The sequence below is a fragment of the Traorella sp. mt218 genome (assembly GCF_055420025.1).
Genome location: NZ_JBVAYM010000003.1, coordinates 38,012 through 58,720, shown reverse-complemented (window position 1 = coordinate 58,720; position 20,709 = coordinate 38,012). Strand labels below are relative to the sequence as shown.

Annotated in this window: 24 protein-coding genes; 19 read left to right on the top strand and 5 right to left on the bottom strand. The window is 39.8% G+C overall.

Features of this window, described 5'->3' with window-relative positions:
• Positions 1-103 precede the first annotated feature (103 nt).
• Together ACZYT3_RS02360 and ACZYT3_RS02355 are read left to right on the top strand one after the other, a co-directional pair.
• Positions 104-268 (top strand): hypothetical protein, encoded by a 165-nt coding sequence (locus tag ACZYT3_RS02360; protein WP_464087551.1) that lies wholly within the window; start codon positions 104-106, stop codon positions 266-268.
• A 58-nt stretch (positions 269-326) separates the two neighbouring features.
• Positions 327-962 (top strand): methyltransferase domain-containing protein, encoded by a 636-nt coding sequence (locus tag ACZYT3_RS02355; protein ID WP_464087550.1) that lies wholly within the window; start codon positions 327-329, stop codon positions 960-962.
• A gap of 43 nt (positions 963-1,005) precedes the next feature.
• Here ACZYT3_RS02355 and ACZYT3_RS02350 read toward each other — a convergent pair whose 3' ends face one another.
• Both ACZYT3_RS02350 and ACZYT3_RS02345 read right to left on the bottom strand, forming a co-directional pair.
• Positions 1,006-1,899, bottom strand: coding sequence for a macro domain-containing protein (locus ACZYT3_RS02350; protein ID WP_464087549.1), 894 nt, complete (start codon positions 1,897-1,899; stop codon positions 1,006-1,008).
• A complete protein-coding gene (locus tag ACZYT3_RS02345; RefSeq protein ID WP_464087548.1) occupies positions 1,896-2,072 on the bottom strand; it encodes a hypothetical protein in 177 nt (58 codons plus the stop codon). Before ACZYT3_RS02345 ends, ACZYT3_RS02350 begins: the two co-directional genes overlap by 4 nt.
• Before the next feature lie 31 nt (positions 2,073-2,103).
• On the opposite strand from ACZYT3_RS02345, the gene ACZYT3_RS02340 reads away from it, so the two are divergent.
• The 4 genes from ACZYT3_RS02340 to ACZYT3_RS02325 all read left to right on the top strand — a co-directional run bounded on the left by ACZYT3_RS02340 (position 2,104) and on the right by ACZYT3_RS02325 (position 6,158).
• On the top strand, positions 2,104-2,697 hold the full coding sequence (locus ACZYT3_RS02340; protein ID WP_464087547.1) for a hypothetical protein: 594 nt from the start codon (positions 2,104-2,106) through the stop codon (positions 2,695-2,697).
• A gap of 88 nt (positions 2,698-2,785) precedes the next feature.
• Entirely contained in the window at positions 2,786-4,000 is a 1,215-nt protein-coding gene (locus tag ACZYT3_RS02335) for a S1C family serine protease (RefSeq protein WP_464087546.1), read from the top strand.
• Between the two features lie 95 nt (positions 4,001-4,095).
• Positions 4,096-5,214 (top strand): butyrate kinase, encoded by a 1,119-nt coding sequence (buk, locus tag ACZYT3_RS02330; protein ID WP_464087545.1) that lies wholly within the window; start codon positions 4,096-4,098, stop codon positions 5,212-5,214.
• Between the two features lie 170 nt (positions 5,215-5,384).
• Positions 5,385-6,158 (top strand): nuclear transport factor 2 family protein, encoded by a 774-nt coding sequence (locus ACZYT3_RS02325; RefSeq protein WP_294561511.1) that lies wholly within the window; start codon positions 5,385-5,387, stop codon positions 6,156-6,158.
• 30 nt (positions 6,159-6,188) lie between these two features.
• Here the strand turns inward: ACZYT3_RS02325 and tgt are convergent, their stop codons facing one another.
• Positions 6,189-7,400, bottom strand: coding sequence for a tRNA guanosine(34) transglycosylase Tgt (gene tgt / locus ACZYT3_RS02320; protein WP_464087544.1), 1,212 nt, complete (start codon positions 7,398-7,400; stop codon positions 6,189-6,191).
• Entirely contained in the window at positions 7,387-8,028 is a 642-nt protein-coding gene (locus ACZYT3_RS02315) for a queuosine precursor transporter (RefSeq protein WP_464087543.1), read from the bottom strand. The genes tgt and ACZYT3_RS02315 overlap by 14 nt, the downstream gene beginning before the upstream one ends.
• Positions 8,029-8,595: 567 nt before the next feature.
• On the opposite strand from ACZYT3_RS02315, the gene ACZYT3_RS02310 reads away from it, so the two are divergent.
• Positions 8,596-9,402, top strand: coding sequence for a mechanosensitive ion channel family protein (locus tag ACZYT3_RS02310; RefSeq protein ID WP_464087542.1), 807 nt, complete (start codon positions 8,596-8,598; stop codon positions 9,400-9,402).
• Positions 9,403-9,428: 26 nt separating this feature from the next.
• Here ACZYT3_RS02310 and ACZYT3_RS02305 read toward each other — a convergent pair whose 3' ends face one another.
• Positions 9,429-10,061: a cyclodeaminase/cyclohydrolase family protein gene (locus tag ACZYT3_RS02305; RefSeq protein ID WP_294561499.1), complete on the bottom strand. Its 633-nt coding sequence runs from the start codon at positions 10,059-10,061 to the stop codon at positions 9,429-9,431.
• 161 nt (positions 10,062-10,222) lie between these two features.
• Between ACZYT3_RS02305 and ACZYT3_RS02300 the strand changes: the two genes are divergently transcribed.
• The 12 genes from ACZYT3_RS02300 (at position 10,223) to ACZYT3_RS02245 (ending at position 20,688) form a co-directional block, all read left to right on the top strand.
• Complete coding sequence (locus ACZYT3_RS02300; RefSeq protein WP_464087541.1) at positions 10,223-11,491, top strand: galactokinase; 1,269 nt, start codon at positions 10,223-10,225, stop codon at positions 11,489-11,491.
• A 10-nt stretch (positions 11,492-11,501) separates the two neighbouring features.
• The gene (locus ACZYT3_RS02295; RefSeq protein WP_294561497.1) at positions 11,502-11,798 is read left to right on the top strand and encodes an MGMT family protein; all 297 of its coding nucleotides are present in this window, start codon (positions 11,502-11,504) and stop codon (positions 11,796-11,798) included.
• Between the two features lie 100 nt (positions 11,799-11,898).
• Positions 11,899-12,471: a thioredoxin domain-containing protein gene (locus ACZYT3_RS02290; RefSeq protein WP_464087540.1), complete on the top strand. Its 573-nt coding sequence runs from the start codon at positions 11,899-11,901 to the stop codon at positions 12,469-12,471.
• Positions 12,472-12,485: 14 nt separating this feature from the next.
• Positions 12,486-12,926: an Rrf2 family transcriptional regulator gene (locus ACZYT3_RS02285; RefSeq protein ID WP_464087539.1), complete on the top strand. Its 441-nt coding sequence runs from the start codon at positions 12,486-12,488 to the stop codon at positions 12,924-12,926.
• 116 nt (positions 12,927-13,042) lie between these two features.
• A complete protein-coding gene (locus tag ACZYT3_RS02280; protein ID WP_464087538.1) occupies positions 13,043-13,699 on the top strand; it encodes a pyridoxamine 5'-phosphate oxidase family protein in 657 nt (218 codons plus the stop codon).
• A gap of 10 nt (positions 13,700-13,709) precedes the next feature.
• Positions 13,710-14,456, top strand: a complete 747-nt coding sequence (locus ACZYT3_RS02275) for a protein-ADP-ribose hydrolase (protein WP_464087537.1) — start codon at positions 13,710-13,712, stop codon at positions 14,454-14,456.
• Between the two features lie 4 nt (positions 14,457-14,460).
• Positions 14,461-15,378: an SIR2 family NAD-dependent protein deacylase gene (locus ACZYT3_RS02270; protein WP_464087536.1), complete on the top strand. Its 918-nt coding sequence runs from the start codon at positions 14,461-14,463 to the stop codon at positions 15,376-15,378.
• A 121-nt stretch (positions 15,379-15,499) separates the two neighbouring features.
• Positions 15,500-15,862 carry a BlaI/MecI/CopY family transcriptional regulator gene (locus ACZYT3_RS02265; RefSeq protein ID WP_464087535.1) on the top strand — a complete coding sequence of 121 codons (363 nt, stop codon included), beginning with the start codon at positions 15,500-15,502 and terminating at the stop codon, positions 15,860-15,862.
• Positions 15,863-15,864: 2 nt separating this feature from the next.
• A complete protein-coding gene (locus ACZYT3_RS02260; protein WP_464087534.1) occupies positions 15,865-17,769 on the top strand; it encodes a M56 family metallopeptidase in 1,905 nt (634 codons plus the stop codon).
• A complete protein-coding gene (locus tag ACZYT3_RS02255; protein WP_464087533.1) occupies positions 17,762-18,322 on the top strand; it encodes a hypothetical protein in 561 nt (186 codons plus the stop codon). Before ACZYT3_RS02260 ends, ACZYT3_RS02255 begins: the two co-directional genes overlap by 8 nt.
• A 58-nt stretch (positions 18,323-18,380) precedes the next feature.
• Entirely contained in the window at positions 18,381-19,172 is a 792-nt protein-coding gene (gene proC / locus ACZYT3_RS02250; RefSeq protein ID WP_294561488.1) for a pyrroline-5-carboxylate reductase, read from the top strand.
• Between the two features lie 58 nt (positions 19,173-19,230).
• Entirely contained in the window at positions 19,231-20,688 is a 1,458-nt protein-coding gene (locus tag ACZYT3_RS02245; RefSeq protein WP_464087532.1) for a hypothetical protein, read from the top strand.
• Positions 20,689-20,709 lie beyond the last annotated feature (21 nt).

Sequence of the window (20,709 nt, the reverse complement as noted above, 5' to 3'; positions counted from 1 at the left end):
ATTGCTTTTTTTCGCCCATTTTATGCAGATTTACTGCCAAATGGAGAACCTGCTTATATCTTTCTTTTATTTGGAGGTGGAATGGCATTAGGCTGTATGATGAATGAATCCACTAAGTATTCGGACCATTCCTGTTTCCTATGGATTGGATGGCGGCATTATGTTGAAAAAAGGATGGATCATGGTTCTTGTAAGAATTATCATTGGAATTGTTTATGTTGTTGTATGCATGCAGCTGTTTTTTGATTTTAGACGATTGACCTTTTAAAAAGAGTATTCATTTTTGTCGAAATATTCTATAATAATTATATGTAAGAGGAAGGATCATGAAAGAAAAATTCGATTTATTCTGCAAAGAAAATCCATGTGAATTTAGTGAAGAACAACTAAACAGATTAAAATATGAGCTGGAACATCCTCGACAGGGTTTCATCTGCGATGAAATGGTAGATTATATGCTATGGATGAAAGGTTTAAAATCAAGGCAAGAATATTTTGCTGATTATGTTGCCCGTATTTTTACACCGGATCGATATCCCCATCTTTTAGAAGTGGGGTGCGGTCCTAGTGCAAGACTCTCTTCTTTACTTGTTTCAAAAGGATATAGGATGAGTGCAATGGATCCAAAACTGGAACAATTCAAAGATCCTGTCGAAGGTCTCAAAGAAAGGTTTGATCATAATACGACTTCGATATTAAAATATGATGCGATCATTGCTCAGGAACCTTGTGATGCCACTGAACATATCATTCGTTTATGTGCAAAGGAAAAGAAAGATTTCATTATCAGCTTATGTGCATCCCCTCATCGATTTATTGATGGGAAAATGCCAGAGTCTGTTGATGAGTGGTATGATCATTTAAGAGCTATTGATCGTGACCATACGATTATCATTTATCCCGATATGGTACCAGGATATGATACACCGGTGATGATCGGGATGTTTTATAATAAAAGATAAAAATGATTCCAAAAGTTAACTTAGGAATCATTTTTATGTATTGTTAGTTATTTTTTTGAAATTCATTGAGGATGTCATCTAATCTTTCTAATAGATGAAGAATCGTGCCATCTTCAATAGAATGAGCCAAGAAACCATCATAAAATCTTTCTTTTCTTGTGATCATTGTCAGGATCGTTCGAATCTGATGGATGTTTAAATCTTCTAAATAGATATTCTTACAGTATTGATCATAGTTTTCCATGTAATTTAGGTCAGCCGGTAAGAGCTGTATATACTCGAAGGCTTCTTTTGGATAGATTGGATAAGAGCGTCCTCCTTTTTCATTTTTCGTCCAGGCAACTTTTTTATAATCAGCAAAGAAATTGATTGCTGCTTGCAACTGATCTTGATTGATTTGTTTGATGAGGTCTTCTTCTTTAAGATGTTGATTTAGGATGGTTTCACCTAACTGCAGCGTGTTGTCATCAGGAATCGCAAAGATGATGTTGATATCATAGCCGGGGTGTTCATTGATAAAATCACTGCAAGCCTGTATAGCGGTTTCCCATGCTTCTTTTTTCGGATATCCATAGATACCTGATGAGATCAAAGGAAAGCCGATCGAATGACAAGCCCGTTCTGTCGCAAGCTTTAAAGCGTTTTGGTAACAACGATAAAGTAATTCGGGCTCATGATGTTGACCATCTATCCAGATGGGGCCTACGGCATGAATGATATAATTTGTATTAAGCTGGAAGGCAGGGGTAACAACAGCATTACCGGTTTCACAATAATTGATATTGCGACAGGCTGCTGTTAATTCCTTGTATCCGGCAGCTTTGAAAATAGCGCCGCATACGCCTCCGCCGGAATAAAGATGGTTGTTGGCGGCATTGACGATACAATCCGTTGTAACTTTTGTAATTCCTATATGTTGAATATGAATCGTGCTCATGTTTTCACCTCTTCTTTTATTTTAACACGCTTTTTGATCAAAGGTTTGTTTTTTATAAATTTCAATTCTTTTTCAGTATAATAATACTTAACAGAGGTGATGATATGAGGGTTTTGCTCGTGGAAGATGAAAGTCTCTGCATGTATACCATCCTTATCGGCAACCACACTCATCCCGGTATCCCCCGTAATTCTAATACTGTCATTGGCATATGAAGGATTAGAAGGATTACATGTTGTTATAAGTGGTGGTATTCGTTTAATTGCCGGTGATGATGGTATTAATGCGGCTGGTGGTAATGATGCGAGTGGTACTGATGGCGGACGTGATGGCGTGTTTGGTGATCATGGCGGCTTTGATTCTTCTTCTTCTGATGGTACGATCTTGATTTCAGGTGGTAACCTGTATATACATGCTTCAGGCGATGGTATTGATGCAAACGGTACACTTGAAATTAGCGGTGGTTATACGGTTGTCGTAGGTCCGACACAGGGAGATACCACAACGCTTGATTATGATGTCAGGGCAACGATCAGCGGCGGTATATTTATTGGTACAGGTGCTTCAGGGATGGCTCAAACCTTTAGTGATTCCACACAGGGCGTGATTGCTGTGAATGCCGGGCAACGCGCTGCGGGAACGCTGATTATCCTGACAGATCAAAAGGGCAATACGGTTATGAGCTATACTTCAGAATTAGATTTTAATGTAGTGATCCTCAGCAGTCCGGATATCATCAGCGGTGATACTTATACGATCATGATCGGTTCTGATTCAGGTGAATTTGAAGCATCATAAATTGATTTCAGCGGAATTTCCTTTTTTCTTCATCAAAATTTCATTTTCTGGCGTTAAATTAAAAGCATAGAAAGAAAGGATGATGATTATGTTCGATAAGGATCAGACAGAGATAAATGAAAATGAAAAAATAACAGAGGAAAAAGATATGAAGAAAGATAAAGCGAAAAGACGTTTTATCGCAATGGCGCTTTGTTTTTCACTAATTGGTGGAGTATGTGGTGCCGGAGTCATGAAACTGAGCGATGTGATCGGTAATGATGCATCAACGATCAATCTTGGAACACGTCCTTCTTCCATTATTAATGTCAATCATGTGAATACGGGAGAAGAATTGACAGCTGCCGAAATTTATGCGAAATATGTCAATTCAACGGTAGGTATTAAGACGGAATCAACAACGAATTATTTTGGTCATACAACGACATCAGCAACTGCCGGTTCCGGTTTTATTCTCACTTCGGATGGCTATATCGTTACGAATTATCACGTGATTCAAAATGCGCAGCGGATACAGGTGACTACTTATGATAACACATCATATGATGCGATCTTAGTGGGCTATGATGAGAACAATGATATTGCGGTATTGAAAATCGAGGCAGAAAATCTTACACCGGTCGTACTTGGTGATTCAGGCAATATGAATGTGGGCGATGATGTCGTTGCGATCGGTAATCCATTAGGTGAGCTGACCTTCTCTTTGACAGGAGGCAAGGTGAGTGCCTTAAATCGTGATATAACGACTTCAGAAGGGATTACGATGGAATTGATTCAGACAGATTGTGCGATCAACTCGGGTAATTCAGGTGGCGCTTTGTTCAATATGTATGGTGAGGTCATCGGTATTACCAATGCGAAATATTCATCTTCATCCAGTGGTACTTCAATTGATAATATCGGTTTTGCGATTCCGATCAGCAATGTCCTTGATATCATTGAAAGCATCATTGAAAAGGGCTATGTCAGTATGCCTTATATCGGTGTCACGGTTACCGATGCATCTGATCAATCTTCAATTGAAGGTGCTTTAGTGGCAGGTATTCAGAGCAATTCTCCGGCTGAACAAGCCAATCTGCAGGAGGGCGATATCATTACGTCAGTGAATGGTGAAACAATTAGCGGAAGCAGTGATTTAAAAGATAAGATTTCAGAAAGTAAGGTTGGTGATACCCTCTCACTTGAAGTATATCGGAATGGTAAAACCTTGACGATTGAGGTAACGGTCGGTGAACAGAATACGACGAATAATGGCGCAAATGTAGAAAAAAGTAATTTTTCAAGCTCAAATGATAGAAATTAATGAAAAGCATAGGTCAAAAGACTTATGCTTTTTTAAATCGTAATGGTTAAAATTTGATATAATAATAGAGTATTTATTCATGAAAGGAAATGTATATGAAAGATTATAAGATACTCGTCATTAATCCAGGTTCAACCTCTACCAAGCTCTCTTTATTTATCAATGATAAAAATATGTTTACCAGTGATGTTTTTCATGATTCTTCAATTTTAAAAAAATTTCCAACGATCAATGATCAATTGGATTATCGAATGAAGGTCGTAAGTGATTTTATAGAAAATAACCATCTTGATCTTTCAGACTTAGATGCGATTGCCTGCCGCGGCGGTGCAAGCTATTCGGTGGCCAGCGGTACTTATGAGGTAAGCGATCAGTTGATACAAGATACGAAAGAAGCAAAAGGCGGCTTATATCATTCCTCGATGTTAGGTGTACAGATGGGTAAAAAAGTACAGGAAAAATATGGTGGACGAATGTTCATGAGCGATCCGACCGTCGTTGATGAATATTGTGAATTGGCAAGAGTTACAGGTATTGACGGTATTTACCGTCGAGCAATCAGTCATGCCTTAAATTTAAAAGCGGCGGCCCGTAAGTATGCGACTTCAATTCATCGCAATTATGAGGACTTAAATCTTATCGTTGCGCATATTGATGGCGGCATTACGATTACGGCTCATGATCATGGCAAAATGATCGATGGCAATGATGGCGGTGGCGGAGAAGGACCTTTTACGCCTACGCGCATGGGTTCTATGGCCATAAGTGATGTCATCGCTTATTTATGGGATAAACCAAAGGAAGAAATGCGCAATCTATGTAGTGTCACAGGTGGCTTCTCCAATTATTTCGGTACTTCTGATTCAGATAAGATTCATCAGTTAGTAGAAAAAGGCGATAAAAAAGCAGTTCGTGTTTGGAATGCAATGATCTATCAGATCGCGAAATGTATTGGCGCCATGAGTGCGGTACTGGAAGGTCATGTTGATGGGATCGTGCTGACAGGTGGTTTGATGCGTTTTGAAGATATTAGGGAAGAAATTCAAAAGCGTTGCGGCTGGATTGCACCTATTGCGGTATATGCTGGAGAATATGAGCAGGAAGCACTGGCTTTCAATGCCTTGCAGGTGCTTAAGGGTGAAAAAGAGACCTTAGTTTATACAGGAAAACCTGTCTGGAATGGATTTGATGATGAAGAGAAAACCATGATCTGATCAATATTCGTCTATGAATTATGTTGATGGGTGTTGTAATAGTTGATATGAATATTAGAAAAATGGATGTAACTATTGACATTACAACACAGAAGTGTTATCTTTTAGATGTAATCAAAAAGATTACAACAGCCAGGGCATTTAAAATGAGATATTAGGAGGACAAAAAGATGACACAGATTGAAAAAGCATTAGAATTGATTCAGACATTTGCAAGTGGTGATACCGATAAGGCATATGAGCTGCTTGCAGAGGGATATATCCAGCATAATTTAGCTTATGGTACAGGACGTGATGCCTTTATAGGCAGCGTAAAATATTTAGCGGGTGCACCTGTTAAGACAACAGTAAAAAATATTCGTGCCTTTGAAGATCATGATAAGGTGTTCTTACATACCGTTTATAATTTTGCGGGTGCAGGTGAGCAGGTTGCTTTTGATATTTTCCGTTTTGATGAAAATGGTAAGATTATTGAACATTGGGATAATCTGGCAGCAAAGGCAGATGTAAATCCATCAGGTCATTCCCAGATTGACAATGTAGCTCCTGTTTTGGATTTAGATAAAACAGAAGCGAATCGTCAGTTAGTGAAGGATTTCTTATATGACGTGATGCAGGGAAACAATCCTCAGAAAACACCTGATTACTTTGATGGTGATACCTATATCCAGCATAACTCAGGTATTGCCGATGGCGTTTCCGGGTTAGGTGCGGCTTTAGAGGAAATGGCTAAGGCTAATATTGAGATGATTTATACGACCATTCATCAGGTGCTTGCCCAAGGCAATTATGTATTAGCTGTCAGTGAAGGAACTTTTGGTGGAAAGCCGACAAGCTATTATGATTTGTGGCGTGTAGAAAATGGCAAGATTGCTGAACACTGGGATGTGATGGAAACGATTGCCGATCGTTCTCAGTGGCAGAATGATAATGGAAAATTCTAAAAAAAAAGTCGGATCTTTATGGTCCGGCTTTTATCGATGATAATAATTTTTTAAAAATTCTTTTTTATATTCTTCAAAAGTACCATTGATGATGGCTTCACGTATTTCTTCGGTCAAACGAATGATAAAACGTAAATTATGCATGGAAGCAAGATTGTAATACTGATGCTTATCTTCCTGTTTTTCAGATTTCATCAAGGCTCTTAGCTGTGTTCGTGTCCATCCGGCTTTGCATGTCGGACAATCACAGTTGGCATCTAACAGCTCATGGATGCCATCAAATTTATGAAGGCTGATAGGACCATATTTTGTATAGATACGGCCATGACGGGCTTCTCTTGTCGGAGCTACACAGTCAAATGTATCGGCACCCATTTCTGAACCGATCAAAATATCATCCGGATGTGACAGACCTAAAAGATGACGAGGTTTATTTTCAGGTAATTCTTCACAGCACCAGCGAAGGATCTCACCCAAACTTTCTTTTAAGAAAGCACCTCCAAGTCCATATCCGTCAAAATCCATGCTGGCCAGCTTTTTGGCGGTAGAACGACGCAAATCTTCCCAGCGGCCACCTTGCAGTACACCGTAGAGTGATTGGCGATAACCAAGATCATCACGATGCTTGAGATGTTCGTCAAGACTGCGCTGTGCCCATCTTTCCGTACGTGCTAAAGCCTCTACGTTATAATCATAGCTGTCCGCCAATGAAGTCAATTCATCAAAGGCCATATGGATGTCTGCGCCAATACGGCATTGAATCTGCATCGATTCCTCCGGCCCGATAAAATCATCCTGATCTGTAAACGGATCATGAAAATATACCCCGTCTTCGCTTACATGTGCCAAACGATCTTTCGGATCGGTATTGATCACTTCCTGTTCACGCTTCATACTGACAACCTTGCCTAAACCGCTTCCTAAAGACATGACCTGGAAGCCACCGGAATCAGTCAATGTCGGTCCCTGCCATCCGGACCATTCTGCCAGTCCGCCATGCTCTGCAATTTCAGGAGATACATTACGCAAGTGATAGCCATTGCTTAACATGGCCTGTGCATGAATCGCATTCAAATCCTCACTGCTGACAAAGCGTACCTCACCTTTTGTGCCTACACACATAAAAGCAGGTGTATGAATATCGCCGTGAGGTGTATGAATGATACCGGCACGTCCTAATTTTCCATCTAATTTTTTTGTGATCTCAAAGCTGAACTGATTGTTGTTTTTATATTGTTTCATGTAATCTACCTCTTAACTTATTTGCAATGAACGCTTCTAATGGCGATAAGATGATCTCAAACCCCATACCGAGAAGATAGGCAAAAAGGGCCTGAGTCAAAAAGTCCATAAACGGAAGGACACCAATAAAAGCAATGGTTTCAAAAATTGCGGAATCAACCAAATGGGCAAAAGCAGATGATCCCAAAGCTCTGGCAATAAAGCTTCTTGAAAAAATATTTGGACTATTTTTTAAACGTATGAAAAGATGATTATTAAAAAGATTGGAACAGATATAAGCCATCAGCGAAGCCACGATGATTCGTGGTGTAAAGCCCAATACATCCGCATAGGCTTCCTGCATCTTCCATTCCTTATAAGCAGGTAAAGCAATTACGGCATAAAATACGATCATTGCGATGATATTCACCAAAAAACCTGCCCAAATGATATCCTTTGCTGTTTTCTTACCATAAAATTCAACGATCAGATCACCAAGAATATAGGTAAGCGGGAAAACAACGATGCCTCCGTCAACGGCAATGCCGAAAAAATCCCACAGCTTGATCGCCGCGAGATTTGACATCAACAGAGTGCTTGCTGAAAGAGCAGCAAAATAGATCAAAAGCTTTTGTTTAAAATTCGACATGAAAGTATTATACCATAAAAATAATGGAATGACAGTTAGATTCAATACATGAATCATCGTTGTTGCGATTCACAAGGATGAAAAAATAAACTTTTTCATTCTTTTTTTGGGAAAAATGACCATTTCATGGATATAAAATAGTAGGTGCCATAAATAAAAGGAGGGAGTACCATGACACCTGTATTTTTTGTATGGAGGGATTACAGATGGGTTTTGAACCTTTCATTCTTCTCCAACTATTCTATGAGAATATGATAGTTGTGAAAGAATGCTGGCGTTTGATCATGCTGTATATCAGTCTGATCAGTCGATAAGCTGTGATCCTCCCTCCTAAATGAAACCCCAGTGTTGCAGCACTGGGGTTTCCTATTTGTATGGAGTTCATCCGTTATTATTCTAGCATATCTTTTTGCATTTGTCATTAACATTTCACTTTTTTATGCACGACTAATAATCGAAAATAATTTTGCTTTCTTGCCGATGAATAGTAATCCATGGTTTAGCTTGAATCATATAAAATGATTGGGAAAAAATAGAAATACTGATATAATAATAACGAGGTGGATCATGGAAAATACGATTGAACAATTAAACAGTATGTTTAAAGGTGGTCTTGTTAATGGAATCTTGACGATTTCATTCTATGTCATCTTATTTCTTCTGGTAAATTATCTCATAACCAAACTTATTCGCAAGCATGAGTTCAAACATAAGGATGCAGTTCTCAGGATCAAAAGCATACTTCTATGGACGATTTTAATTTTCAGTGTGTTATCGCAAATTACCTTTATGCAGGATATTGCGACAACCTTACTTGCCGGAGGAGGCATCGTAGCTGTTGTTGTTGGTTTAGCGAGTCAGGAAGCGGCAAGCAGTGCTGTCAGCGGTATGATGATCCTGATATCCAAACCATTTAAGGTGGGAGATACGATCATTTTAAAGGAATATGATCTTCGCGGCAAGGTAACAGAGATGACCTTATCCCATACGGTCATCGAAACGCTTGAGAAAAATCTGATCATGATTCCGAATACCTTGGTCAATAAAGCGATTGTTGAGAATATGACGCATGAAACAGAGTACAAGGTAGCTTATCTGTCATTTGATGTTTCCTATGAGAGTGATCTGGATAAGGCAAGTGAGATCATGAAAGAAGTTATTACAAACCATCCTCTATATTATGATATCGGTGAAGAAGTAAAGATTCATTGCACGGAGCTGAAGGATAGCGGTATTACATTAAGAGCCAGGATGACGACCCGTAATATTGACGACAGCTTTGAATTATGCAGCCAATGTCGTTTACAGATAAAAAAAGCTTTTGACGAAGCAGGCATTGAAATTCCTTATCCGCATATTACCATCACCAAATAAAGCCATTGTAATCACAATGACTATTCTTAAAGAAGCGTTTTAATTTGAAGAAGCGCTTTTTCTTTTATATGACGGCTTTCTTCTAAAAGATGATTTATTTTTGTATTCCATTCATATCTTTCTTTTTCATCAAGTGAAGATAAGTTAATTTCGACATTGACACTGGCTCCCTGAATGGCCGCATCAAGAAAGATGATGCCGCAGGCCAGATCACTGATTGCATTTTTATTGCCATTGCTGATCATTTTTTCGCAGAGCCGTGAAGCTTGAAGTGAAAGCTCCATGATATGGTAAGGAGATTCAATGGCAATATATGTTGCTTGCTGGATTTCTTTTTGACGGAACCGTATTTCTTCATCTGTATTTTTAGGAAGACGACAGGCGCTCATGACATGATCATAGGCTTTGCAGTCTTCGTCAATTGCCTGTGTCAATTCTTTTTTTAGATCTTCAAGTGTCATGAAATGTTCAAGAAACTGTTGCCGGGTGCTTTCATCCAAGGCTAGAAATTTCTTTTTATGAATACTTAAATGGGCATACATGCCGGAAAGTGAGATACCTAAGGCTGCGACAAGGGCGCTGACACTGCCTCCGCCGGGCGTGGGTGAAGAACTGTCAATTTCATTTAAGATTTCTAAAGCGGTCTTTTCAATAAGCATACCTTTGCTCCCTTCTTATATATGAATCATTATATCATTAATGATGGTTTTCACAAATGCTTTCATAAAAAGAGTGAAGTGAGAAAATAGCTTGTCAAGGAACTATGACAACGGTTAAAATAAATATGAAAGGAAACGTTAAAACGTTTAGGAAGAGAAAGATGAAAGCTGAACAAATCAAAAAAGGCTTTATGGATCGCAACTGTGATTCATTATTGCTGGAGCTGTATGAAGATGAACATCGTCTTGATGATCAAAATCAGCGGTATATCGGCATGCTTGAAAAATATATCGCTTATTACGGAAACGATGACGTCCAAATTTATAATACACCGGGAAGAAGTGAGATCTGTGGCAATCATACCGACCATCAGCATGGCTGTGTCGTAGCTGCCGGCGTTAATTTGGATGCGATCGGAGCGGTCAGTGTTCAAAAAGATAAGGTTTCGATCATCTCTGATAATTTTTTTCTGGAAGATATTGAGATTGATGATCTGACGGTCAAAGAGGAAGAAAAAGGAACTTCTGAGGCTTTGGTACGAGGAATCCTGGCACGCTTTCAACAGCTTGGATATCAGATCGGCGGCTTTAAGGCTTATATTACCAGTGAAGTGATGATCGGTGCCGGATTATCCTCTTCGGCAGTCTTTGAGGTGATGATTGCAACGATACTTTCAGGACTTTATAATCGACAAATGATTCCTTCAGAAGAATTGGCAAAGATCGCCCAGTATGCGGAAAATGTATATTTCGGAAAACCATGTGGCCTGATGGATCAGTGTGCCTGTGCCTTTGGCGGACTGATCGCCATTGATTTTAAGGATGCTGCTTCTCCTTTGATAGAAAGCCTTCAGATTGATTTTTCTGCTTTTCATCATTGCTTATGTATCGTCGATACCAAAGGTTCTCACAGCGATCTGACAAATGACTATGCGGCGATTCCTTTAGAAATGAAAAAGGTAGCTCATTTTTTTGGAAAAGAGGTGCTTCGTGAAGTTGATGAGGAAGCATTTTATGAACAGCTTAATGAGATAAGAAAGCAGTGTGGTGATCGTTCACTCTTACGGTCGATCCATTTTTTCAATGAAAATCAAAGAGTGAACGGGCTTGTCAAAGCATTAAAAGAAAATGATTTTAAACGATTCAAAGAAATCATGAAGGCATCCGGTGATTCCAGCTTTAAATATTTACAGAATGTATATGCCGATCCAAATCATCAAAGTCTTTCATTGGCACTTGCCCTTTCAGAAAAAATATTACAGGATAAGGGTTTCTGCCGTGTTCATGGCGGTGGCTTTGCCGGTACGATCCAGGCCTTTGTGGAAGATGAACATGCATGGAGCTACAAGAAAGAAATGGAAAAATATTTTGGAGAGGACAGTGTGCATTTATTAAAGATCAGAAAACAGGGAAGCATACGGATGATGTAGAGGAAGAGATATGGATGAAGATTTGATTTATCAGATATTGGCCATCGTTTCTGAAATACCAAAAGGCAGGGTGGCCAGTTATAAGCAGATTGCCGAACTGTCCGGTCATGAGAAAAATGCCCGGCTCGTAGGACGTATTCTTTCACATGCCTCTTTCTATGGCAATTATCCGTGTCACCGGGTCGTCAGTCAATCCGGACGGCTCGTTCCTCATTGGGATGAACAAAAAGAGAGGCTGATGGAAGAAGGTGTTGGGTTTAAAAGTAACGGCCATGTAGATATGAAAAACTATCAGTGGAAGATATGAAGATGTATGTTTTAGAAAATGATAAGGAAAATGTTAGAAAAATGTAATCATTGATATTACAACATGAACATGATATAATTCAGACGAAAGCGGTGAGAACATGAAAAAAATAGTTTTATTGATGCTTGTTTTGGTATTAGGCGGATGCCGGACACAGGAAGAGCCTGAAACAGATCAGCCATATTGCAGTTTTAATAGTGATGAGTGTCTGTCGGATAGCGATGAATATGAAGCGTTCATCAAGGATAGCGATGTCTTCATAGAAATTACGATGCAGGAAGCGATCGATATGTTTGAAAATCAAGAAAGCGGTATTTTGTATTTTGGTTTTCCTGATTGCCCGTGGTGCTTAGAAGCATTGCCTATTATGGAAGAGGCCGCTAAAGAGAATGGCAAGGACATTTATTATGTGCGTACAAGAGATGATGAGCGTAATCTGATCTACACTGATGAAGAGAAAAGCGCCATTTTATCTTATGTAGGTCAATTTGAAGATACGGATGACGAGGGCAATGCAGCTCTTTTTGTACCGCTGGTAGTAACCGTAAAGGATGGTGAAGCAATCAGCGGTCATGTAGGAACTGTTGAGGGACATGATGCTCATGAAAGAGTGATGAGTCAGGATGAGCAGGATCAATTAAAGAAAATCTATGTTGAAATGTTTTCAGAGTGATAGGAAGTGAGCATATGCAGATATCCAGCCGATTTACAATAGCGATCCATATCTTTTGTTGTATCGATACGTTTAAGAATGAAAAGATAACAAGTGAATTTCTGGCTTCCAGCGTACAGGTCAATCCGGTCATTATCCGTAAGATATTAGGTCAGTTAAAAAAAGCGGGATTGGTACAGGTACATCGGGGAAGCGGAGGGGTTGAGATTTCAAAGCCTTTAGATAAGATTACTTTTTTAGATATTTATAAAGCGGTTGAATGTGTTGAAAGCAAGGGACTGTTTCATTTTCATGAAAATCCTAATCCAACATGTCCAGTAGGACGCAATATGCATTCAATATTGGATGAAAGACTTGAACATGTCCAACAGGTGATGGAGGATGAACTGGCTTCCATGACACTGGCTGATGTGAAAAAAGATTTAGATAAGATACTTGGTAATGACCGGACATAGAGCCGGTTTTTTTATTTTCTTGATGTAACTATTGACATTACAACAAAGGAGTGATATCCTTTAGATGTAATAAATAATATTACAACTATCAATTCTTATATGAAAGAAGGAAAGTGATGATGAATAAAAATCAGAATGATGTAGAAAACACTTTTATGAAAACAAGTGATATATTAACGATCTTACAAAAAAAGATACATACCGTCATCATGGCAACCATAAATGAACATCATCATCCGATGACCTGTGCCATTGATCTGATGTTATATGAGGATGATACCCTTTATTTTCTGACAGCTCGGGGCAAATCATTTTATGAGCGTTTGATGGCGCATCCGTATGTTGCGTTAACAGGGCTCAAAGGAGAGGATACCCTCTCATCTGTGGCCATTTCTTTACAGGGAAAGGTAAAAAATATAAGACATGAAAAGCTGAAAGAAATTTTTGAAGAAAATGAGTATATGAAAGACATCTATCCGAATGAGGAGGCCAGAGATGTCTTAGAAGTCTTCCGGTTTGAAGATTATCAGGGTGAATATTTTGATCTGAGCCAAAAACCCCTCATACGTATTCCATTTTCGTATCAGCGGCCATTGCCAAAGGGCCGATATCAGGTTCTTGACAGCTGTATCGGCTGTTTGAAATGTTATGATGTCTGTCCGCAGAAATGTATTGATATCACGCAAACGCCTGTTAAGATCATTCAGAAGCATTGTTTGCATTGTGCCAAATGTGTTGAGGTCTGTTTTCAACAGGCGATCGTAAGAATTTAGAGGTGATAGGATGAATCAGAAGGAAAGAGAAGAATATTTGATCGATCATTTGCTCATGGAGCGCCATCAAAAAGCAGATAAAAAGGACTATGGTTTTGATCTGTACCGTGCTCTGGTCAATGTGCGCAAGCCGATGCCGATCGATGAGGAATATCTGGAAATTGAAGATGAATATTTACAAGAACTGCTTCAAAAAAAGAAAATCGTGGAAATCAAAAGTGATCAGCGGATTGTTTTATGGCAGGGGGATATCACACGTTTAAAGGCGGATGCGATCGTCAATGCTGCCAACGAGCAGATGTTGGGTTGTTTTGTAGCGAATCATCACTGCATCGATAATGCCGTCCATACTTTCGCAGGCGTACGCTTACGTTTGACATGTGAAGAGCTGATGAAAAAACAGGGCTATTTAGAACCGGTTGGACAAGTAAAAGTAACCCCGGCCTATAATCTGCCGAGTCAGTATGTATTCCATACGGTAGGCCCTGTCGTATCTTCTGCACTGACAAAGCGTCATGAAAAGTTATTGAGGATGTGTTACTTGAACTGCCTGAAAAAAGCGGATGAAATGCACCTGGATTCCCTTGCATTCTGTTGTATCTCAACCGGCGTCTTTCGTTTCCCGCATGAAAAAGCTGCTGTGATCGCAGTGGATACGGTCCGGAAGTATTTGTCTTCATCTCAATTAAAACAGGTGATCTTCAATGTATTTAAGGATGAGGATAGAGAAATTTATGAAAAATTATTAAAGGAGTGATTCGATGAATTGGCAGACATTATTAAGCACTACACCGGCATCAGATTACATCAATCAAAAAGAAGATCATGATAAACAGATCAAAAAGGCCGTAAACATGATCAAAGAAGCCGGTGCCATTCTGATTGGAGCCGGAGCAGGATTATCAACTGCTGCAGGTCTTGCTTATGGGGGCAAACGTTTTACCGATAATTTTCAGGAATTTATTGATAAATATCATTCTCCATATATGAGCGATATGTACAGTGCCGGATTTTATCCGTTTCCAAGTGAAGAGGCAAAATGGGGATATTGGTCAAAACACAGCATGATCAACCGTATCTTACCAGAAGCAATGCAGCTGTACCAACAAATATATACGCTAGTAAAAGAAAAAGAAGTTTTTGTGATCACGACCAATGTGGATCATCAATTTTACAAGGTCGGCTTTAAGGATGAAGATGTCTTTGCGACACAGGGTGACTATGGAGAGATCCAGTGTGCCAAAGGCTGTCATCCAAAAGTTTATGATGCGAGGGAATTGTTCATCCGGATGGATCAGGCAAGAAAAGATTGTGAGATTCCTTCCTATATGGTGCCCCACTGTCCCGTTTGTGGAGGCGTGATGGCCATGCACCTGCGATGTGATGATACTTTTGTGGAAGATGAGCATTGGCATCGGCAGGCACAAAGATATCATGATTTCTTAAAAAGAAATAAACATAAGAAAGTCGTTTTACTGGAGCTGGGCGTAGGCTTCAATACACCTGTTATCATTCGTTTTCCTTTTGAGAAAATGGCACGTGAACATAAAAACTTCTCATTGATCCGTTTCAATCTGAATGAAGCGTTCATACCTGCCTCACTGAATGAAAGGTCCGTAGGTATCAATGCAGATATTCAAAAGACGATACATGATTTACTGGATGAATGGGAAAATTGAATATATCAAAGAAATTCAGAACTGATGAAAGTAAAATCATCAGTTTTTTTAATATCTGTTGACAAATACATACTACACTTGTAGTATATAAGTAGATACTACAAGTGTAGGAGGTGAAGGGATGAAATTAACTGAAGCTGAATGGCGCGTCATGGATGTTCTTTGGAAACAAAAGGAGTCTTCTTTGGGAGAAATCGTAGAAGCGCTGCGTTCCAAGAAGAATTGGAATCGTAATACGGTGCTGACTTATCTGACAAGGATGGAAAAGAAGGGACTTGTAACAATCAAACGAGAACAGGAACCGCATCGCTATGCACCTTTGATCTCACGTGATACATGTTTAAAGGCCGAACGGGAGCTGTTGATCAAAAAGGTTGAAAGAGGTTCTGTGGGAGATCTGATTGCCGCTTTTTTGAAAGAGAATAAAATAACTTCAGAAGAAAAGAAAAGGCTCAGCCAGCTTCTTGATGACATGGAGGTGTAGGTATGAGAAACATATGGGGATTTTTGATCCAGACATTGGAAGTTTCTCTTCTAGCTATCCTGCTTTTAATTCTGAAGCATTTATTGAAAGATAAGCTCTCACCCCGCTGGCAATATGGAATCTGGAGCATATTGATTTTGTCGATCTTACTTCCTGCCGGGCTGTTTGGCACTTATCTGATACCACTTTTGGATGTGTTCATAGAAGCTGTTAAGACGATATGTGAAAGTCATTTACATTCGTCTTATACACAGGCTTATGTCGCTGTGATCAATACGTCTGTTTTCCCGTATTTCACTTCATTTCCATCCAGTATAACGGATGTCCTGTTTGTGATTTATGCTGCGGGCATTTTATCAGGAATGATCAAGTATCTGAAAGACTACCTTTCATTAAAAAAACTGCTTCATAAAGCTGAACCTGTCAATGAGAGAGTAAAGAAACAGATCGGGGATGTTGCGCATCGCTATCAGCTTTCACCATGTAAGGCGGTCGTTGTTGAAGGGCTTTCCTCTGCCTTTGTATTCGGTATTTTCAAGCCTGTGCTGGTCCTTCCTCAAGAAGAGATTGATGACAAGATCCTTCTTCATGAATTGCTTCATGTACGTTATAAAGATTCTTTGCAGAATGTCATATGGTCCATCTTGAAATGTCTTCACTGGTGCAATCCGTTTCTTCATTATGTCTTTCATACGATTTCAAATGATTTAGAAGCGTTATGTGATCAGCGGGTATTGGAACATATACAGGGAGAAGAAAGGCGTGATTATGGACGGATCTTATTGGCAATGACCAATGAGAAATATCCCCATGCCTTCGCTACGACATCGATCTCAAACGGTGCCGGGCAAATCAAAAAAAGGATCGAAGCCATCACCCGCTTCAAAAAATATCCAAAGGGAATGGGGCTGGTTTCTGTGTGTATCGGGATCCTCTTGCTGCCGCTTGTTTTAGGAAGCGGTTCCTCTGTTACGATGATCGAAGCGAATACGAGTGATTTTGGTCAGCAGCTTTCTTTGGCAAGTACGCGTCTGATGACCATGCCGAGTGTCGCAGGTGCGATTGATTATTATGCGAAAGGTCTGTTAACCAATAATGATGCGTATATCATGGCTGTGATGCCATCTTCTTTACAAAGTGAATATCTTTCTGTTCTGGATGATCTTCCTGAAGTGAGCATTTCTTATCCGAATGAAGCCTTGTATCGTGTGTTAAATTTGAAGGAAACGGCAGATCATGTGATCGAAGGATTTTTGGTCTTCACGGATGATTCAAATGATTTCATTACCAGCACCTATGTACCGATCAAACTTACAAAAGAAATCGGCTGGAAGGTACAACAAAACGGAAAGGTCGAACAGTATGAACTGGATCGCAGTGACCCTTTTTCACAAATCAGAAATATCCATTGGGATGCCCCGGCATATGGTACATATCATATGGAATTAGAAAACGGTGAAACAGATATCAGCGTTCATCGGACCTACATCGTTCAAAATGAAACAGACTACTTCAATATGGGTTTTTATTCGACAAAACCGAATGCGAATGCCATTTTTGAAAGAAGCTATCAGACGATGAAGATTAAATATACCTATACCGGAGATGATTTTGATTATTACAGGATCGAATCGGCCATGGTTGACAAGGCGGATAAAGATGTTGTTCGTTATCCGACATGTCCGCAAAATCCTTGTACTTTTATTGGAAGCGATGGCAGCATAAGGGCTTATGCCATCGATGAAAACTGGGATCGTACGATCGAGATGTATCATACCAGTGATGTTCATGAAAGCTCATCTGAGATCGAGATGGGACTTCCTGATATCTTTGATTATCGTGTCAGGATCAATTGGGAAACGGTGGAAGAGGTCATCTTAGATCTAAAGGAGGATCATTATGAATGAATATCCAAAGGCAGTCAGCAGAATTGCTGTTTCTTATCTGATACTTTTCTTTTCATTTAAATTAGGAACAATTGAATGTATTCCGCATTGGATCGCTTATTGGATGATTTATAATACATTGGAAACGATAGCGGTTTATGAGAAAAGTGTCATGCTTTTAAGATCCTTAACGATCTTGTTGATTGGCTATGAGCTGATTTCATGGCTGCTTTCAGCATTTGGCGTGATGATCGATCAATCTTTCCTTACGATCTTCTTTTTAGCGTTATCACTCTATCTTCATTATCAGCTGCTGACCAATCTTGCGGATATTGCACAAAGACATCAATGCAGTCAGGCTAAAAGGATCCGACAGCTTCGTGATGCGCGTACCTTATTTTCTACGATTTCTGTACTTCCGATTTCATGGAATATGACAGGAATGATCATTTTTATCGCAATTGGTCTGATTATATCAATCTGGCTGATGCGTACGCTTTATACATATTCCTATGATGAAAAGTTACTTGTCAGGAAACAGGCTCAGATAGCCAGGGCGATGGAATCTTCATGATTCATCGTCTTTTTTTTTAAAAATATGGTAATATTTTAGTATTGAAGGAGGAGTGAGGATGAATAAGATTTCAATTGGATTTATTGGTTATGGAAATATGGCACAGGCGATGGCCAAAGGGCTGATCAAGGAAAACGTAGTCAGTCCTCAAAATATCTATGCTTGTGCCAGGCATTATGACAAACTGGTTCATAACGCAAAACAGCTGGGTGTCGTGGCTTGTGAAAGTGCTGCTGATGTCGTGCGGGCTGCTGACATGGTCATCATTGCCGTTAAGCCTTATCAGATTGAAGAGGTTGTAGGAGCGCTTGCTCATGCGCTGATCGGTAAGATCGTCGTATCGGTGGCTGCCGGTTATACATTTGATAAATATGAAAAGCTGCTTCCAAAGGAGGTTCATCATATCAGCACAAGTCCGAATACTCCTATTGAGGTAGGGGCCGGTATCCTTATATGTGAAAATCGTCATAATTTAAGCGAGGAAGAATATCGGATTTTCTGTCAGATATTTGAACCGATAGCCTTGATTGAAGAAGCAGATACATCACAATTGTCGATTGCCGGTACGATTTGCGGCTGTACGCCGGCTTATACGGCGATGTATATGGAAGCGTTGGCAGATGCAGCCGTTAAGCATGGTCTGACGCGGCAGGCTGCTTATCGCATGGTTGCTCAGATGATCTATGGGACAGGAAAGCTTTATCTGGAAACAGAAACGCACCCGGGAATCATGAAGGACCGGGTATGCTCACCTAACGGTACAACGATCAAAGGGGTCGCATCTTTGGAGAGAGATGGTTTCCGGGGAGCTGTGATATCGGCCATTGATGCGGCAGAAAGTAAAGAATAAAGCATATTTTGGAATTGAAATATGTGATATAATATATTAAAAGTGAGGTGGATAGGATATGATGGAAAAGTTGAAATTATATTTGACGCGTAAAAATGTTTATTTCGGGAATCTGGTGATTGGCATAGTGGCCATCATTTTGGGGATCTTGTATCTCTCTGCCGGAGGAAATGTCACAAGCTTGGATGATCTGGGGAATGTATTGTCACTGCTTAAATTCATGTGTGTTCTTTTTTATCTGGATTTGATCGTTTCACTTTTGTTGACGGCTTGTCTGGCTTTCCGTTTGTTTTATGTCAAGGATCATGAGATCACGGTCAAGATTTTAGGGGGTCTGAGCTTATTCAGTTCTTTGATGGGACTTTTGAGTTTTTCCGGAGTACATGCGCTGTATCAGTTATTGAATGGCAATTTTATGGCGCTTTTTGGACTTGGCGGTTTAAGCAGCTTAGGAACGATGCTGTTTCTCTTTGTTGCCAGTGAAATTGCTCAGGGTGTCACAGCCGGTTATCTTTTGTTTGTCAGGAAGACTGAGGAACTGGATGTATCAGCGGTGAAAGAGGATGCTGAACAGTTAGGGGAAATGGCCAAGGAAAAAGCCTCTATGGCGATGGATGCCGCAAGCAGGAAAGCCAATAAGCTTTCTGAAAAATGGAAAGCTTACTATGCTACTGAGAAAGGGAAAAAGACGATACGCTATGGCGGTATCACTCTTGCTTGTGTGGTCGTGGTGATCGTTGCCGTAAGTGTTTATTTCAGTCTGAAGAAAACGCCGATCGATCTTACTTCAAGCTGTGAACTGACATATAGCGGGGTATCGGGAGAAGGCTATGCCAATGTGAGCTGCAATGTCGATTATGATCAAAACAATCCAAATTTTGTTACTTTTGTCAATGGTGTTTCTTACGAAGTGGAAAATAACGGTTCTCTGTCAAATGGAGATACCATCGTCTTGAAAGCTATATATAGTGAAGAAACCGCAAAAGGAAGCAAGATCGAAGTAGTCAATCCGCAAAAAGAGTTTACAGTGGAAGGCTTAGAGGTCGTATATCGTACGTTTGCAGATATTCCTGAGGATGTATCCTCACAATTTGCACAGGCGGCAGAAACAGCTTTAAGAAAGGATATCGAAGAAACTGCACAAAGTGTCTTTGGACCGGTTACGATCGTGATCAACAGTTGTGATCAGATCGGTGTTTATTATTCCTATAACAGTTATTATCACGAAGGAACGGCTTATTATGTATATCGTACGAATGTGACGGAAGATTATACGTCACGCAGCGAAACCGTTACGGAATATTATTATGTCCGGATCAATAATATCAGCAGCCGGGAAGAAGTGGATCTGGGTCCGGATTTCTTGACGATATCACGTATCAGTCTGTATGGTGATGAAAAGACAGATGAAGAAGCTATCGAGTCTTTTAAAACATATCGAAGCGATCTGGAGGTCGTCAGTGAATCTTTATCTGATGAAACCTATGTAGATGAAACCGTACAAAAAGAAAATTAAAGGATGGGTCAGCCCATCCTT

Excerpts from the sequence above, each read along its gene's own strand:
- ACZYT3_RS02360 (WP_464087551.1), top strand. The coding sequence starts at position 104 with ATGAATCCACTAAGTATTCGGACCATTCCTGTTTCCTATGGATTGGAT.
- ACZYT3_RS02355 (WP_464087550.1), top strand. The coding sequence starts at position 327 with ATGAAAGAAAAATTCGATTTATTCTGCAAAGAAAATCCATGTGAATTT.
- ACZYT3_RS02350 (WP_464087549.1), bottom strand. The coding sequence starts at position 1,899 with ATGAGCACGATTCATATTCAACATATAGGAATTACAAAAGTTACAACG.
- ACZYT3_RS02345 (WP_464087548.1), bottom strand. The coding sequence starts at position 2,072 with ATGAGTGTGGTTGCCGATAAGGATGGTATACATGCAGAGACTTTCATC.
- ACZYT3_RS02335 (WP_464087546.1), top strand. The coding sequence starts at position 2,786 with ATGTTCGATAAGGATCAGACAGAGATAAATGAAAATGAAAAAATAACA.
- buk (WP_464087545.1), top strand. The coding sequence starts at position 4,096 with ATGAAAGATTATAAGATACTCGTCATTAATCCAGGTTCAACCTCTACC.
- ACZYT3_RS02325 (WP_294561511.1), top strand. The coding sequence starts at position 5,385 with ATGACACAGATTGAAAAAGCATTAGAATTGATTCAGACATTTGCAAGT.
- tgt (WP_464087544.1), bottom strand. The coding sequence starts at position 7,400 with ATGAAACAATATAAAAACAACAATCAGTTCAGCTTTGAGATCACAAAA.
- ACZYT3_RS02315 (WP_464087543.1), bottom strand. The coding sequence starts at position 8,028 with ATGTCGAATTTTAAACAAAAGCTTTTGATCTATTTTGCTGCTCTTTCA.
- ACZYT3_RS02310 (WP_464087542.1), top strand. The coding sequence starts at position 8,596 with ATGGAAAATACGATTGAACAATTAAACAGTATGTTTAAAGGTGGTCTT.
- ACZYT3_RS02305 (WP_294561499.1), bottom strand. The coding sequence starts at position 10,061 with ATGCTTATTGAAAAGACCGCTTTAGAAATCTTAAATGAAATTGACAGT.
- ACZYT3_RS02300 (WP_464087541.1), top strand. The coding sequence starts at position 10,223 with ATGAAAGCTGAACAAATCAAAAAAGGCTTTATGGATCGCAACTGTGAT.
- ACZYT3_RS02295 (WP_294561497.1), top strand. The coding sequence starts at position 11,502 with ATGGATGAAGATTTGATTTATCAGATATTGGCCATCGTTTCTGAAATA.
- ACZYT3_RS02290 (WP_464087540.1), top strand. The coding sequence starts at position 11,899 with ATGAAAAAAATAGTTTTATTGATGCTTGTTTTGGTATTAGGCGGATGC.
- ACZYT3_RS02285 (WP_464087539.1), top strand. The coding sequence starts at position 12,486 with ATGCAGATATCCAGCCGATTTACAATAGCGATCCATATCTTTTGTTGT.
- ACZYT3_RS02280 (WP_464087538.1), top strand. The coding sequence starts at position 13,043 with ATGATGAATAAAAATCAGAATGATGTAGAAAACACTTTTATGAAAACA.
- ACZYT3_RS02275 (WP_464087537.1), top strand. The coding sequence starts at position 13,710 with ATGAATCAGAAGGAAAGAGAAGAATATTTGATCGATCATTTGCTCATG.
- ACZYT3_RS02270 (WP_464087536.1), top strand. The coding sequence starts at position 14,461 with ATGAATTGGCAGACATTATTAAGCACTACACCGGCATCAGATTACATC.
- ACZYT3_RS02265 (WP_464087535.1), top strand. The coding sequence starts at position 15,500 with ATGAAATTAACTGAAGCTGAATGGCGCGTCATGGATGTTCTTTGGAAA.
- ACZYT3_RS02260 (WP_464087534.1), top strand. The coding sequence starts at position 15,865 with ATGAGAAACATATGGGGATTTTTGATCCAGACATTGGAAGTTTCTCTT.
- ACZYT3_RS02255 (WP_464087533.1), top strand. The coding sequence starts at position 17,762 with ATGAATGAATATCCAAAGGCAGTCAGCAGAATTGCTGTTTCTTATCTG.
- proC (WP_294561488.1), top strand. The coding sequence starts at position 18,381 with ATGAATAAGATTTCAATTGGATTTATTGGTTATGGAAATATGGCACAG.
- ACZYT3_RS02245 (WP_464087532.1), top strand. The coding sequence starts at position 19,231 with ATGATGGAAAAGTTGAAATTATATTTGACGCGTAAAAATGTTTATTTC.